This window comes from Solimonas sp. K1W22B-7 (genome assembly GCF_003428335.1).
Lineage (GTDB): Bacteria > Pseudomonadota > Gammaproteobacteria > Nevskiales > Nevskiaceae > Solimonas_A.
This window is the reverse complement of the sequence record NZ_CP031704.1, coordinates 1848829-1862703: the sequence shown is the minus strand read 5'-3', so window position 1 is coordinate 1862703 and position 13875 is coordinate 1848829. Positions and strand designations below refer to the sequence as shown.

The 13875-nt window shown below is 67.4% G+C and carries 13 protein-coding genes; 5 read left to right on the top strand and 8 right to left on the bottom strand.

Features of this window, described 5'->3' with window-relative positions:
- Positions 1 to 326: 326 nt before the first annotated feature.
- From D0B54_RS08615 to D0B54_RS08590, 6 genes are all read right to left on the bottom strand, one after another.
- Positions 327 to 1706, bottom strand: a complete 1380-nt coding sequence (locus D0B54_RS08615; protein WP_117290933.1) for a DUF1329 domain-containing protein — start codon at positions 1704 to 1706, stop codon at positions 327 to 329.
- 17 nt (positions 1707 to 1723) lie between these two features.
- A complete protein-coding gene (locus D0B54_RS08610) occupies positions 1724 to 3307 on the bottom strand; it encodes a DUF1302 domain-containing protein (RefSeq protein WP_117290932.1) in 1584 nt (527 codons plus the stop codon).
- A gap of 122 nt (positions 3308 to 3429) precedes the next feature.
- On the bottom strand, positions 3430 to 4902 hold the full coding sequence (locus tag D0B54_RS08605; protein WP_117290931.1) for an alcohol dehydrogenase catalytic domain-containing protein: 1473 nt from the start codon (positions 4900 to 4902) through the stop codon (positions 3430 to 3432).
- Positions 4903 to 4933: 31 nt separating this feature from the next.
- The gene (locus tag D0B54_RS08600; RefSeq protein ID WP_117290930.1) at positions 4934 to 5722 is read right to left on the bottom strand and encodes an SDR family NAD(P)-dependent oxidoreductase; all 789 of its coding nucleotides are present in this window, start codon (positions 5720 to 5722) and stop codon (positions 4934 to 4936) included.
- A gap of 9 nt (positions 5723 to 5731) precedes the next feature.
- Positions 5732 to 7183 carry an FAD-binding protein gene (locus tag D0B54_RS08595; RefSeq protein WP_117290929.1) on the bottom strand — a complete coding sequence of 484 codons (1452 nt, stop codon included), beginning with the start codon at positions 7181 to 7183 and terminating at the stop codon, positions 5732 to 5734.
- A 4-nt stretch (positions 7184 to 7187) separates the two neighbouring features.
- Complete coding sequence (locus D0B54_RS08590) at positions 7188 to 7745, bottom strand: VOC family protein (RefSeq protein ID WP_117290928.1); 558 nt, start codon at positions 7743 to 7745, stop codon at positions 7188 to 7190.
- Positions 7746 to 7889: 144 nt separating this feature from the next.
- Between D0B54_RS08590 and D0B54_RS08585 the strand changes: the two genes are divergently transcribed.
- Entirely contained in the window at positions 7890 to 8546 is a 657-nt protein-coding gene (locus tag D0B54_RS08585) for a TetR/AcrR family transcriptional regulator (protein WP_117290927.1), read from the top strand.
- 59 nt (positions 8547 to 8605) lie between these two features.
- On the opposite strand, the gene D0B54_RS08580 is transcribed toward D0B54_RS08585, so the two are convergent.
- Positions 8606 to 9634, bottom strand: a complete 1029-nt coding sequence (locus tag D0B54_RS08580) for an AraC family transcriptional regulator (RefSeq protein WP_162932307.1) — start codon at positions 9632 to 9634, stop codon at positions 8606 to 8608.
- A 151-nt stretch (positions 9635 to 9785) separates the two neighbouring features.
- Here D0B54_RS08580 and D0B54_RS08575 point away from each other — a divergent pair, with 151 nt between their 5' ends.
- From D0B54_RS08575 to D0B54_RS08560, 4 genes are all read left to right on the top strand, one after another.
- Positions 9786 to 10616, top strand: coding sequence for an alpha/beta hydrolase family esterase (locus D0B54_RS08575; protein ID WP_117290925.1), 831 nt, complete (start codon positions 9786 to 9788; stop codon positions 10614 to 10616).
- Positions 10617 to 10788: 172 nt separating this feature from the next.
- Positions 10789 to 11124 (top strand): VOC family protein, encoded by a 336-nt coding sequence (locus D0B54_RS08570; RefSeq protein WP_117290924.1) that lies wholly within the window; start codon positions 10789 to 10791, stop codon positions 11122 to 11124.
- 10 nt (positions 11125 to 11134) lie between these two features.
- On the top strand, positions 11135 to 12127 hold the full coding sequence (locus tag D0B54_RS08565) for a flavin reductase (protein WP_117290923.1): 993 nt from the start codon (positions 11135 to 11137) through the stop codon (positions 12125 to 12127).
- Positions 12124 to 12951 carry an SDR family NAD(P)-dependent oxidoreductase gene (locus D0B54_RS08560; RefSeq protein ID WP_117290922.1) on the top strand — a complete coding sequence of 276 codons (828 nt, stop codon included), beginning with the start codon at positions 12124 to 12126 and terminating at the stop codon, positions 12949 to 12951. Before D0B54_RS08565 ends, D0B54_RS08560 begins: the two co-directional genes overlap by 4 nt.
- Before the next feature lie 105 nt (positions 12952 to 13056).
- On the opposite strand, the gene D0B54_RS08555 is transcribed toward D0B54_RS08560, so the two are convergent.
- Entirely contained in the window at positions 13057 to 13866 is an 810-nt protein-coding gene (locus tag D0B54_RS08555) for a secretin N-terminal domain-containing protein (protein ID WP_117290921.1), read from the bottom strand.
- Positions 13867 to 13875 lie beyond the last annotated feature (9 nt).

Here is a 13875-nt window from a genome sequence, read left to right as displayed (position 1 = left end):
CGGCCTGACTACGCCAGGCAGCGCCCTGGCCATGCCGGACATTCAGGCCCCATATTCACGTTTTTGTAGCCCCCTTCGCCGAGACTTCCGAACGAATTCGGCCTTTGGGTAGCCTCTCCATTCGACTTCACTATGCGCTGCAACAGTCCGGACCGAGTTTACTTCTAAGTCCGCCTGACTCGATCTCGTACAGAGTTTGGCTTCGAAATACAGAGTTTGTTTCGGCAATACCGAGTTTAGTCCACGAGGTCACGGGCTACGGTTGGGCTTTGAAAACAAAAAAAGGGGCGGCCATTGGCCGCCCCTCTTGTTTCCACTCTTGGCGCTCAGTGACCCGCGCGCTTGGCCGCGGACTCCGAGAACATCTCCGCTGTCAGTCCGCCCTGGTTCAGCAGCCACCACTGCTTCGACTGGTTGACCAGGCGGTCGGCGAAATAGGCGCCGGCGGTCAGGTCGTGGTAGACCGCGATGCCGGCCTGGAATCCGCCGATCTCCGGCGCCCAGAAGTAGTTCACCATGCTGGCGCGCCAGAGGCTGCCGCGGCCGTCATAGTTGTCCACCCACAGGGCATGCCAGCTGTCCTCGTCGATGTAGAACGTGCGGCGGGCATAGGCGTGCCGGTAGCCCTTCTTCACCGTGGCCTCCAGCACCCAGACGCGATGCAGCTCGTAGCGCTGGTAGTCGGGATTCAAGGCGTTGGGCGTCAGCAGCGTGTCGTAGGAAACGGCCGGATCGTTCTGCCGGAAGGTGTTGTACGGAACGTAGACCTCCTTCTTGCCGACCAGCTTCCAGTCGTAGCGCTCGGGCGAGCCGTTGAACAAACGATCGTCGTCCACCGTGCGGAAGCCGCCGGAACCCTGCGGCGTGTCGTAGCCGAACTCCGGTGCCTGGCGCACGCGGCGCGTGCCCGGGCTGTAGAACCAGGTCTGGCGCTCGTCGTTGTGGTAGTCGTTGGGATTCCAGCCGACGAACAGCTCGCCGTTCTGGCGCTCCGGCAACAGGGTGCGCACCTTGAAGTAGGAGTCGATCTGGTCCTGCGTGCTGCGCGTCTGCTTCGGATCGTTGCTCAGCGACAGGATCTTGTAGTCCACCCGGCCCCAGGACTTGCTGCCGTTGGGGTAGACCACGGCCGAGTCCGATACGACCAGTTCGCTGGAGGCACGATGCGGCGTGACCATGCTCCAGTGTGCCTCGATGCCGCTCTTGGGGAACGGAATCGCGGGGGCACCGGCCACGGCCTGCACGCCGAGGCCTTCATGCAGCACCTCGCCGCTGGCGGCATTCTTCCTGATGCTGTCGCAGACCTTCGTGCCGTAGGCGAAGTCGCGATGGCTGGCGTACACCGGGATGCGGTAGGACTGGGGATAGCGCTTGAGCAACTCCTTCTGCCCCTCGGTCAGCCTCGCCGCGTACTGCCCGGCGTTCTGCGAGGTGATCGTGAACAGCGGCTTCTCGTCGGCATAGGGTCCCGGGCTGTACTTGCCGGGGCCGTTGTAGCCGGGATAGCTGTCGCTCCACTTGCCGGTATGCGCGGCCACCGAGCCGTCGGCATTGCCGGCGCTTTCGGCGCCGACGCAGGTGAGCTTGCCACCGAGTGCTGCAACTTCTTCCGCGGTGCCCTTGGCATAGGCCGCCGGTATCGCGGTGGCGATCAGGCCGGCCGCAAGGAATCGGGCCAGGGTCCGATTCAGAATGATGTGATCCATGTGAAATTTCCTCACGATCAATAGCTGTACTTGACGTTGAGCGCGACGTAGTCGCGATCCGCGTAGGGACGGTCGGCCAGCGTGGCCGAGCCCAGGTAGGCGTTGTAGCTGACGCCCACCTGCAGGTTCTGCAGGTAGGTGAAGTTGCCGGCCACGCTCAGGCGCCGGTCGCCTTCACCGTAGAGGCTGCCGAAAGCACCGGCCATTGCGGGACGGCCCTCGGGCAGGTGCGCCCAGGTGATCGGCACCGCCAGGTCCCAGCCCTGGAGGACGTTGCGGTAGTTCAGCGTCGCGATCAGCGAATAGCCCCAGGCCATCTTGCTGTTGCTCAGCTGCGTGCTGCCCATCGTCCCCTCGACATCCTCGACATGGATGTAGCCGGCCTCGCCGACCAGGCCGATTTCCTGCGACAGGAAGTTCGGCGCCACCGTGTACAGCGTGGACAGCAGCACCTGGCTCAGGTCGCCGCGGCTGGCGGTGGGGCCGAGCGCGGTGTTGACCAGCATGTTGACGCCCTCGCGGTAGCTGATTTCACCCGCCACGTTGGTCGGACCCAGGCGCGTCGAGAAGCTGAGCGCCGTCATGTCGATGCCGTCGAAGTAACCGATGTTGTACGACACGGGGACGAAGGTCCCCGGGGCGACTTCGGCGATGTTCAGCAGCACGGCCGGGTTGGTGTCGTGGTAGCGCAGCCGGTACAGGCCGACACCGGTGGCACCGGTGAGCTGGACCTTGATGCCCACGCCGTACTGGCCGTTGTCGCTGGGCTCCTTGTCTCCCGCGTAGGGGATGCCGACTCCGGGCGCGAACAGCAGCACTTCGCGGCCGGGGCCGACGATGTCGCTGGTGGAGAAGTACGAGCCTGCCGGATCCAGCTCGGTGGGCTTGTACTCCAGGTGGTAGTAGGCCATCAGGCTGGTGCGCGAACCGATGTCGAGCTGCCCCGACACCTGCGCCACCGGCAGCAGGATGTTCTTGATCTCGGCACCCGGCACGTTGGCCTTGGTGGCGTCGGCGGGACCCTGGGCGCCGGCGATGCCGGAGAAGAACAGGCTCTCGCCCCAGGCCACGACCTGGCGGCCGCCGCGCAGGTTGAGCTGCACGCTATCGCTCAGCGACCAGTCGCCGTAGAGGTAGGCGTCGAGCACGCGGGCACGGCCACCGCTGTACTTGCGGGCGTCGTCGGTGAACTCGTCGTTGTCGCCCGCCTTGTTGATCGTGGTGGGCGAATCGTTGTCGTTGCCGCGGTGGTAGACGTCGTCGTAGAACGCGTCGCCACGCAGCACGGCGCCGTAGCTGCCGCGCGACAGGTAGAACTCGGCCAGCAGGCTGGCGCGGTTGTTGATCAGGCTGCCGGAATCGAAGTTCCGGTCGCCATCGTCGGCATTGAGTGCCGCCGGCCCGATCAGGGCGCTGTCGGGGCTTTCCGTACGCATCGCTGCGGCATAGCCCAGTGTCAGGTTGTACTTCGCATCCAGACCGCCGCCGACATCCAGCGATCCGGCACTCGCCGTTGCCGGCAGGCCGATGACGCCGAATATCGCCGCACCCAGTACGCCGTGACCTGCAACAGCCCGGCGACCCTTACCCTTGCTTCTCATGTTTTCTCCTCCTTGACGGATAGCGCACCCTACTGGTCCCAGAGTGCTCCTGCCTTCCACGATTGGTTACATCAAAAAGGACTAGTCACGTCGGCGCGAATTGCTGCACTGCAACCGAGGCCCTAAGGCAGCAACAGGATCTTGCCGCCGACCGCGCCCTGCTCCATCAGCTGGTGAGCCTCGATGACCGCCGCCAGGGGCAGTTGCCTTGCTACCGGCATCTGCCGATTCTTCTCCGCCAGCTCACGCGCGAAGCGCTGCAACCGCGGGCCGTCGAAGCTCACCACCAGAGAGGTGAAGCGCTGGGTCGATGCGGGCGGCGGATTGGGCGGCGGAAACGCGGTGGACGCAAATACGCCATCGCCGCGCAGATGGGCAAACAATTTTTCGGCGGTTTCACCCCCGACGGTATCGGCGACGAAATCGAAGGGGCCGGCGGCGGTCAACGCCGCGGCATCGTCCAGGTCGATCACGCCTGCCAGCGGCAGGTCCCGCACGGCGTCGAGGCTGGAGGCGCGAACGCCGGCATAGACTTTCGCCCCCGCATCCAGCGCCGCGAATACCGCGGCCCTGCCGGTGGAGCCGCCGGCACCGATCACCAGCCCCCGGTCTCCGGGCTTGGGCCTGACGCCACGCTCGATCAACTGCGTGCCGGTCAGCACGCCGGTGGGCAGCGCCGCTGCCCGCACCAGGTCCAGGCCCTCCGGCAGCTGCGCGAACGCGGCGGCGGCCGACACCACGCACTCGGCGTAGGCACCGTGGGCCATCGGATTGATCATGCCCATGACGCGGTCACCGATCCGGAACAGGCTGACGCCCGCGCCCAGGGCCTCGACGACTCCGGAGACGTCGCCCCCCAGGCGTGCGGGAAATTCCAGCGGCATCCAGTCCTTCAGGTAGCCGCGGCGCGCCTTGACGTCCACCGGGTTGACCGCGGCAGCAGCGACACGCACGCGGATTTCGCCGGGCCCAGGCTCGGGTACCGCGACGTCCTCGATGCGGAACTCGCCGGGCTCGCCGTAGGCGTGCAGCAGCGCGGCTTTCATGCGGGTGCCGGTGGGCACCGCTGTCTCTGCCGTGGCAGGCGCCGCGGCAGCGCGCGCATAGCCCCGCGCCCGCGCCTCCAGGCGGCTGCGGAAGGCCTCGAACGAGGGAATGGACTCCAGCAGTTCGAGGATCACGCCCGGCGCCTCGGGCGAGCGGAAGTAGACGTAGCGCTGGCCGGTGGGATCGATGCCCTCGGCATAGGCATCCAAGCCGCTGTCGATGGCCGCCTGCCGGTCGCGCTCGTAGTGCGCAGTCACCGAAGCGAGGCGCTGGAGGCCGATGATCGGGCGATTCAGGGCGTCGTGGAACGGTGACGGACCGTCGCCCCGAACCTGGATGAGTTCGATCAGCTGGTCGCCATGCATGGCCAGCGCCACGTCGAAGGGCAGGGCGATCTGCCGCCCCTCGTAGCGCAGGACCAGCGTCAGGCCGCGGTAGACACTCCAGGGGCCGACGCCCACCTGGCGCTCCCAGAAGGCCAGCGTGCGGTCGAGATCGCCGGTGCTGTAGCTGATCTGTCCGATCGGTCCCAGCCAGGATGCGTTCATCGCTACTCTCTCCGATGGCCAGGTCGGCCGCTCAAGTCTTCCAGTTGATCAGCCAGCCCATGAAGCCCGGCAGCAGGCGGTTCATGGCGACGATGACGCGGTTGCTGCCGGGAAAAACGATGAACTGGCGGTTGGCCGCCACGCCGTCGAGGATGTGCCCCGCCGCCTGCGCCGGCGAGATCTTGCCGGTCGGCACTTTCTTCATCGCGGCAGCGTAGTCGTGTCCCTTGAGGTTGGTGGCGGTGGCGAAGATGTTGGTGTCCACCAGTCCAGGCACGACGGTGCTGACGCGGATGCCGTGCTTGCGCGCTTCCTCGCGCAGCGAGACGCTCAGTCCCACCACCGCGTGCTTGGTGGTGGCGTAGGCGGTGGACTTGGCCACCGGCATGACACCCGCCGTCGACGCGGTGTTGACGATGTGCCCGTGGCCCTGCTTCAGCATCTGCGCATAGCCGTGCTGGGTGCCGTAGATCACGCCCCAGAGGTTGATGTCGACGATCTTCCTCCACTGGTCGAAATCCATGTGCTCGAAGTCGCCGCCGGTGACGATGCCGGCATTGTTGAACAGGTAGTCGATGCGGCCCTGCTCTCGCACCGCGCGGTCGAGCAGTGCCTTGACCGCCGGCTCCTCGGTGACGTTGAGGGTGACGACGAGCAGCCCGGGTCCGGCGCAGTCCTGCTGCAGCCGCAGCAGTCCCGCGGGATTCAGGTCGGCCGCATAGACCGTGGCGCCGCGCCCGCACAGCTCGCGGCACAGGGCATAGCCGATGCCGGAGGCGCCGCCGGTGACGATCGCGACCTTGCCTTCGAAGGCGTTCATCGTCGGACCTCAGGCCTGCGCCGCGGCAAGGCCGGCGCGGCGTCCAAAGAAGGTGGACTCGCCGATACAGGTGCCGCTGGAATAGCCGGTGCCGTCCTGGGCGATATTGGAAGCACAGGCACCGGCGGCATACAGGCCCGCGACACGGTGTCCGTCCTTTCCCAGCACCTCGCCGTCGATCGACACCCGCAGGCCGCCGAGCGTGAAGCCGACGTAACCCGACTTGCCCAATGAGCACTCGAAAGCGCCGTAGGGCGGATGCACCAGCGGCTGCAGCCAGCCGTCACGCTTGTGGAAAACCGGATCCTCGCCGCGCTCGGCATGCCGGTTGTACTCCGCGACCGTGGCCTGCAGGGCACCGTCCGGCAGCTGCAGCGCGGATTCCATCTCGGCGACGCTGTCCCAGGCATCGATCAGCTGCTGGTTCATCATCTCCGGCTTGCCGTGGCATTCCCGGTCGACGATGAGATAGACCCGCTGCTGCGGCTGCCGCAGCATGAAGGCGGTGCTGCGTGCGTGGTAGGAATCCTCGGCGACGAAGCGCTGGCCTTCCGCGTTCACCAGGATGCCCTTGATCAGCTTCTCGTCGGGATAGATCGGCGAGGTCACCAGGCAGCCGTCCATATGCAGCGCCTGCCCGCCGGCCGCCAGGCCCATCAGGATGCCGGCGCCGTCGTCATTCGGATTGCCCAGCTTGTAGACACGCGGATCGGCCAGCGTCGGGCAATGCTCCTTGAGCATCGCCTCGTTCATGGTAAAGCCGCCGGCGGCCAGCACGACCCCCTTGCGGGCGCGCACATGAACGACCTCGTCGAAACGCCTGTAGCGCACACCGACCACGCGGCCCGCCGCATCCACCACCAGGTTCTTCACCGCGGCGTCGCAGACCAGCTGCGCGCCGGAGGCGACCACCTGCCCGATCAGCTTCTCCATCAACAGGGCGCCACCCATCTCCCCTTCCCGCGCGACCTTGTGGCCGCGCGCCGCCGGCCTGGCCTGCTCGCGGTAGGGCCAGACCTTTTCGTTGCCGGATTCGATCAGGCACTCGGTACCGGGCTGCACCACGTGCTTGCCGCGGTAGTAGCTGCGCTCGAAGGGAATGCCCTGGGCTTCCAGCCAGGCGAACTGCGCCAGGCTCTGCTCGCAGTACAGGCGGATCTTGTCCTGCTCCGGCTGCGGCGTGTTCGCCATCAGGTAGGCGAACATGGCCTCGACGCTGTCCTCCACGCCGACCGCCTGCTGCACCGGCGTACCTGCGCCGAAGTACAGGTGTCCCGCGGCCAGCGCGGTCGTACCGCCGCCGCCGCTGGCGCGCTCCAGCACCCGCACCCCGGCGCCTGCGGCGCGGGCTTCGAGTGCCGCGCAGGCGCCGGCGACGCCAAGGCCGACGATCACCACGTCCGCCACCTCCGCCCAGTACTCGACGTCGTGTTCCGCGATGAGCGCGAAATCCGTGCTCATCGCCTCAGCTCCCGGCCATCGCCGCGAAATCGATCACCACATTTCCGCCCTGCCCGTCCCAGGCTGCGCAGGCCGCGATGCCACCGGCGAACATCTCGCGCATCTGCTCGGTCACTTCGAGGAATTCGATATAGACGTTCTCGCCCAGCTGCGGCGATTGCAGGTAAACGTAGCGGCCCCCTGCAGGCATGCGGATGTCGCAGACCACCTGCAGGCCCTGCACCTCGGCGCGCCGTACATCCTCTTCGATGTGTTCGCAGAGGAAGGCGCTGTGATGCAGGCCCTGGCGCCCGGCCTCCGCGCGATAGGGCGAGGCTGCGTCGTTGCGCTGCTGGATCAGCTCGACCTGCATCTGCCCGCGATAGGACAGCGCGATGTCGATCAGCGGCGTACTGGGCTGTCCAAGATAGACGCAGTGCAGCGGGATGTTGCGGATGAAGGTCCACGGTCCCACGCCCAGTTGCGCGCTCCAGGCTTGCACCGCCGCATCCAGGTCGGCCACGACATAGCCCAGCTGGCGCACATCGCCGAAGCCGCGGGGGGTGCTCGCAGTAGCAGTCATTGCTTCTCTCTCCAGAACAGGTCAGGGACGCCGTTGCCATCGGTCGCGGCAAGCGGTCAGTCCAGGCAGTCTCACAGAAAACGACAAATTACTCAATATGTCTCTTTATTGCGGACAAACTTTTACATATGTCTATAATTCGCAATGGAAAAACGAAGCTCCGACACCGCCAAGCCACGGCGCCGCAAGGATGCTCCCCGGCGCTGGGGTGGCCAGGAGAACGCCGCACCGGCCGAGGCGCGCGAGCGCATCATCGCAGCGGCACGGCACTGCTACACGCGCAAGGACATCGCGCAGACGACCATGGCCGACATCGCCGCGCAGGCCAAGGTGGTCCGCGCCACGCTGTACCGTTACTTCCCCAACCGCGAGTCGGTGCTGCTGGCGGTGTATCGCGAGGAAATCCGCAGCTTCCTGGACCGTTTCACCGAGGATGTGGGCAAGGCGGAGAGTTTTTGCGCCTTCCTGCTGGACTACTGCGTCTTCGCCGTGCGACAGGCGGGCACGACCCCCCTGCACCGCCAGTTCTTCGAGGAGCAGTCCGCCCTCTGGGTGAGCCGCAACTACCTGTCCGACGCCGAATCGCTGGAACTGACCGTCGCCTTCTTTCGCGAGTCGTTCCAGGTGGCCAAACGCGTCGGCGAGATTCGCGACGACCTGGACCTGGCGGAGGTCGTGGAGTTCCTGGTGCGGGTGCTGATGTCCTTCATGCTGGTTCCGGAAGCAGCGCGGCGCACCGAGACGCAATTGCGGCGCTACTTCGAAAAGCACCTGGTACGGGGACTGCGCCGCCCCGGCTGAGCCAGCGGGAAGATATACACCCGTGCAGTAAAAGAGACATTTCCGCTTATCTGTCTTCTTTATCCGTTTGTCGGCCGATGGGCGGATTCGCCCTGCGCCGCCAGGTGCTTGCGGAACGCCCCCGGCGATTCTCCGGTCCATTGCTTGAAGGCGCTCTGGAACGTGCTCTGCTCGGTATAGCCCAGAAGGAACGCCACCTGGGCCAGCGACAGCACCGGGTCGCGCAGGTAGTGCGTGGCGCGGGCCTGGCGAACCTCCTCGAGAATCGTCCGGAATGAGCGCCCCTCACCATCGAGTCGCCGCTGCAGCGCCCGCGGCGACAACCTCATGGCCGCCGCTGCATCCTCCAGGGCGACCCGGCGAACCGCCAGACGCTGCGTCAGCGCGGTCTTGAGCTGGCGCAGGAACTCGGTCTCGCCCGCCAGCTCCTTCAGCAAGGACTGCGCGGCAGCTTCGGCGCGCAAGCGCATCTCGCCGTCGGCGGAGATGATCGGTGCCCGCAGGTATGCCGCGGGCGCGACCAGCCTGGACTCGGCCTGGCCGAAGCGCAGCTCGCCACCGAACAGCGCCGAGTACGCCGCCGTACTGGCGGGAGCCTCGAAATCGAACCAGGCATCGAAGCGCCAGTCCGGCCGGTTCGTCAGCCAGCGGACATAGGTGACGCGGGCCGCCTGCATCAGCTGCACCATCAATGGCGGAGCAGGCTCGGCGTGAGGCCAGACCCAGGACATGTGAGTCTGCTCGCCGCGCACTTCCACCCGCGGCTCGGCGACATCTCCGTGCAGGCGCTGGTAGCGCAGGGCCAGTTGCAGGCCCTCCTCCAGCGTCGCACAACTCATCACGGCCTGGCCCAGCACGCCCATGTGCCTGAGCTTGACGTAGCTGGCGCCGACACGGAGCCCGAGCTCCGGTTCTCCCAGCGCCACACTGACACTCTCCAGAATCCGCAGCCACTCCCGCAACGGCACCCGCGCCGATTCCGGCGATTCGAGCTCGGCGACCCACGCGGGCGGACAAATGCTCGCTGGATCGCGGCCGCTGTCGCGCAGGACCTCCAGCAACGACCGGCCATATCCCGACGTCACCATGGGCTGGCCGCTTCCGGAAACCGTCATTCGACCTCCCTGTCGTAAATTCCTAACGCGCGGCGGATTTGCTCAGTGTCGGGACCTGGCCGCTGGCCGATCTTATGCCATAGCGGAACTCACTATCGAACTCCGCACCCGAGGAGGAGACCCCATGTTCACCCGCAAGCGGCTGCGCCGCACCCTGTTCGCCCTGCCCCTGTTGCTGGCACCGATGCTCGGCTTCTCGCAGTCGGCCTCGGCCGCCTGCACGCTCAGTGGCAACGGCACCACGGTCACCAAGACCGTGGCCGGCTTCCGGTCCTACAACCTGCACGTGCCTGCCAACCTGAGCGGCCCCAAGGTACCGCTGCTGCTCAGCATGCACGGCGTCGGCGTGTTCCCCTGGATCCAGGAGATCACCAGCGGCTGGAGCCCCTACGCCGATACGCACAACTTCATCGTTGCCTACCCGGCCGGCCAGTTCAACGTCTGGGACCTGGGCGCCGGCTCGACGGACGTTGCCTTCCTGCGCAATGTCGTCAACAGCGTGGCTGCGCAATACTGCGTCGATCCGAAGCAGGTCTATCTCGATGGCGGCTCCCTGGGCGGTTTCATGGCGCAGCGCGCGGCCTGCGAGGCCGAGGACGTCTTCGCCTCCGCCACCTCCTGGGCCGGCGGTCCGCCGACGCTGTTCGGCGCCTGCAACCTGAGCCGTCCGGTCGCCGTCGCGCTGTTCCACGGTGAGGCCGACACCACGGTGTCGCCGACGGCCATGGGCATGGTGACCCGCGACGAGTGGGTCGCACGCAACGGCTGCAACACCACGCCCGTGGTCGAGGGCCCCAGCGAGGGCACGCTGCTGCGCTACGTCGGCTGCGGCGCCGGCGTGGAAGTGCTGTGGCGCACCTACCCGGGCCAGACGCATGACTACCCGACGGGCGCCAGGCTGACCGACCTGCATGACCGCATGTGGGCCTTCCACCAGGCGCACCAGCTGCCGTAGGCGGGTTGGCGGGGGAACCCTGCTCCGCCGGTATGCGGAGCAGGGTTTTTTGTTTTTCATCGAGTACCCCGGGCCGATCCCACTCCCCCCAAGCAATACATCAAACCGGACGAAGAAGCCGCTTCCCCCTCGGCCTAGGCTGGATCGCACTGAGAAACCCTCGAGGTGCGAGATGAAAGTCCACACACTGCTGTACCCGGTCGACCGGCTCGATACGGCCATCGCCTTCTTCCGCGACACGCTGGGCCTGCCGCTGAAATTCCGCGACGGCGAGCGTTACGCCGCGCTGGAGACCGGCGGCCTGGTGCTGGGTCTCGCCACCGGCATGGAGCGCATCGTCAACGAACCGACGCTGGCCTTCCGCGTCGACGACATGGAAACCGCACTGGCGCAACTGATCGCCGCCGGCGCCACGCTGATCCGCCCCACCGAGGAAGGTCCGCACGAATTGCGCGCGGTACTGCACGCACCCGGCGGCCGGCCACTGGTGATCAGTGCGAAGCGCTGAGGAGCAAGCCATGAACACAGAAGCCCGCTTCGACCCGCGCGAGTTCCGCGCCACGCTCGGCACCTTCACCACCGGCGTCACCATCATCACTGCGCGCGGCGCCGACGGCCTGCCGGTCGGCGTCACCGCCAACAGCTTCAACTCGGTATCGCTGGACCCGCCGATGGTGCTGTGGAGCCTGGCCAGGAACGCGCGCAGCCTGGAGGCTTTCCAGCAGTCCGGTCACTTCGCCGTGCATATCCTCTCCGCCGGCCAGGAGGACCTGTCGAACCGCTTCGCGAAGAGCGGCGCCGACAAGTTCACCGGCGTCGCCTGCAGCGAAGGCGCCGGCGGCGCGCCGCTGCTGGACGATTGCAGCGCACGCCTGCAATGCCGCACCTCCTTCGTCTACGAGGGTGGCGACCACCTGATCTTCGTCGGCGAAGTGGTTGCCTTCGACCGCAGCGGCCTGCCGCCGCTGGTGTTCCAGGCGGGCAGGTACGCGGTGGCGACACGCAAGGCGGCCAGTCTTTCCAGCGGCAGCCTCGACGCCGGCTGGAGCGAGGACCACCTACCCTACCTGCTGGGCCGCGCCTACTTCCAGGTCTACTTCCGCATCCGCGAGCATGTGCGCGCGGACGGGCTCTCCGACGACGAGTACTTCATCCTCAGCACGCTGGCGGTGCGCGACGGCCGCACCCAGGCCGAGATCGAGGCCGGGCTGTCCCATGCCGGCTGCGACTGCGGCTTCCAGGTGCTGGCGGGCCTGCGCCAGCGCGGCCTGCTGCGCTGCGAGGACGGCACCGGCGACCTGCGCTGGTTCCTCAGCGACGAGGGCCGGCGTCGCACGCTGCACCTGATCGCCGCCGCCAAGGCCATCGAGTCCGAGGTGCTGGCCGGCCTCGGGGAGTGGGACGCCGTGGCCCTGAAGAACCTGCTGAAGCAACTGGTGCTGAGCACCGACCCCGGGCTGCCCGACCTGTGGAGCCCGCCCCCTGCCGCCACCACCGGAGCCGAAGCATGAGCGCCCCCCTGAAATTCACCGGCGGCGTGGCCGTGGTCACCGGCGCTGCCAGCGGCATCGGCAGCGGACTGGTGCGGCAGGCGCTGGCCGAGGGCATGCGCGTGGTCGCGGCCGACGTGCAGGCCGAGCGCCTGCGCGAGTTCGTCGCGACCTTGCCCGGCGAGGTGCTGGCCGTGCCCACCGACGTCAGCGATCCCGAGTCCGTGGAGGCCCTGGCGCGGCGCGCCTGGCAGGCCTGGGGCGGCGTGGACCTGCTGTTCAACAACGCCGGCATCATGGCCACCGGCTTCTCCTGGCAGGTGGAGCCAGCGCGCTGGCGCCGCAGCTTCGACGTGAACGTGCACGGCATCCACAACGGCCTGCGCGCCTTCGTGCCGCGCCTGCTGCAGCAGGGCCGCCCGGCGCAGATCGTCAACACCGCCTCGGTCGGCGGCTTTCTCGCCAGCCCGCTGATGTCGCCCTACTCCGCCACCAAGTTCGCGGTGGTGGCGCTGACCGAGGCCCTGCGCGGTGAACTGGAAATGCTGGGCACGCCGGTGGGCGCCTCGCTGCTGGCACCGGGCCCGGTGATCAGCGGCATTTTCGACGATCCCTTCGGCGCGCAGTCCGCGGCGGACCCGGCGGTGCAGCAGTTCGTGGAACTGATGCGCGGCATGCTGCAGCAGAACGGCCTGACGCCGGAGGTCTTCGCGCAGCGCGTGTTCGACGGCATCCGCCAGCGCCAGTTCTGGCTGATCCCGCAGCCCGAGGCCTTCGACGAACTGTTCCGCCAGAAGGCCGCGGACGTACTGGCGCGGCGCAACCCGGTGCTGCCGCGCTTCTAGAACATTTTCGATCCGGATCGAGCCATCGGGATCGTCATGCCGGCGAAAGCCGGCACCCGGTCACACCCTGGGTCGCTTTCGTCCGGGACTGGAACGCGGGATGAGCTATTCCAGCAGTTCGACCCGGACCTGGATGCTGTTCTGGCTGCTGGCGCTGCCCTGGGAGTAGCCGAGCAGCGCGCCGGAGGACATGGACGCCTGCTGCACCGCGCCGCCGATTTCGAACCACTCGCCCAGCGGGCCGCTGACGACGCTGCTGGCACTGCGCGAGTCGATGACACCGCCGCGCCCCGGCGTCTGCTGCTGTGACTGGATCTGCAGCTGCACGCGCTCGCCCTGCAGGCGCGGCAGCACGGTGAAGCCGCTGCCGCTGCTGATGTACTCGCTGCGCTGCACGACGCTGCCGTTGGGCAGGCGCTCCCGCGTTATGTAGGGCTGGGAGCTGCCGAGCATGATCTGCGCCTCGCGGCCCTCCTCGACACGCAGCTGCTGGCTGATGCTGCTGTCGTCGCGGACCTGGCGATCGCGCAGCTGCAGCTCCACGTCGCGCGGCAGGCGGCCATCGGGCCCCGGTACCACGATGCTGCCGTCGCCGCGACGGTAGACGCCGGACAGGCCCGCGCCCCGCTCGCCGCGCTGCGCCACGCCGCCCTGGCGCACATGGATCATCAGCTGCCGCGGCGCGCGATCGAGCTGCTCCAGCAGCTGCCGCATCCCGGCAAGCTGCGCCGGCGCTGCACGCACCACCAGCTTGTTGTCGAACACGCTGACGCTGCCGTCGGGCCCGGCAAGCGGCTCCAGCAGCGGCTGCAGCTCCCGCGCCAGGCGATGACGCGGCTCCAGCACTTCCAGCGAGGTCTGCGCGAAAACCGCGAACGGCAGCAGGACGCAGAACAGCAGGGCGCGCGGGTTCATGGAGGCTTT

Coding starts and splice junctions, on each gene's coding strand:
- D0B54_RS08615 (WP_117290933.1), bottom strand. CDS start 1,706: ATGGATCACATCATTCTGAATCGGACCCTGGCCCGATTCCTTGCGGCC.
- D0B54_RS08610 (WP_117290932.1), bottom strand. CDS start 3,307: ATGAGAAGCAAGGGTAAGGGTCGCCGGGCTGTTGCAGGTCACGGCGTA.
- D0B54_RS08605 (WP_117290931.1), bottom strand. CDS start 4,902: ATGAACGCATCCTGGCTGGGACCGATCGGACAGATCAGCTACAGCACC.
- D0B54_RS08600 (WP_117290930.1), bottom strand. CDS start 5,722: ATGAACGCCTTCGAAGGCAAGGTCGCGATCGTCACCGGCGGCGCCTCC.
- D0B54_RS08595 (WP_117290929.1), bottom strand. CDS start 7,183: ATGAGCACGGATTTCGCGCTCATCGCGGAACACGACGTCGAGTACTGG.
- D0B54_RS08590 (WP_117290928.1), bottom strand. CDS start 7,745: ATGACTGCTACTGCGAGCACCCCCCGCGGCTTCGGCGATGTGCGCCAG.
- D0B54_RS08585 (WP_117290927.1), top strand. CDS start 7,890: ATGGAAAAACGAAGCTCCGACACCGCCAAGCCACGGCGCCGCAAGGAT.
- D0B54_RS08580 (WP_162932307.1), bottom strand. CDS start 9,634: ATGGTGACGTCGGGATATGGCCGGTCGTTGCTGGAGGTCCTGCGCGAC.
- D0B54_RS08575 (WP_117290925.1), top strand. CDS start 9,786: ATGTTCACCCGCAAGCGGCTGCGCCGCACCCTGTTCGCCCTGCCCCTG.
- D0B54_RS08570 (WP_117290924.1), top strand. CDS start 10,789: ATGAAAGTCCACACACTGCTGTACCCGGTCGACCGGCTCGATACGGCC.
- D0B54_RS08565 (WP_117290923.1), top strand. CDS start 11,135: ATGAACACAGAAGCCCGCTTCGACCCGCGCGAGTTCCGCGCCACGCTC.
- D0B54_RS08560 (WP_117290922.1), top strand. CDS start 12,124: ATGAGCGCCCCCCTGAAATTCACCGGCGGCGTGGCCGTGGTCACCGGC.
- D0B54_RS08555 (WP_117290921.1), bottom strand. CDS start 13,866: ATGAACCCGCGCGCCCTGCTGTTCTGCGTCCTGCTGCCGTTCGCGGTT.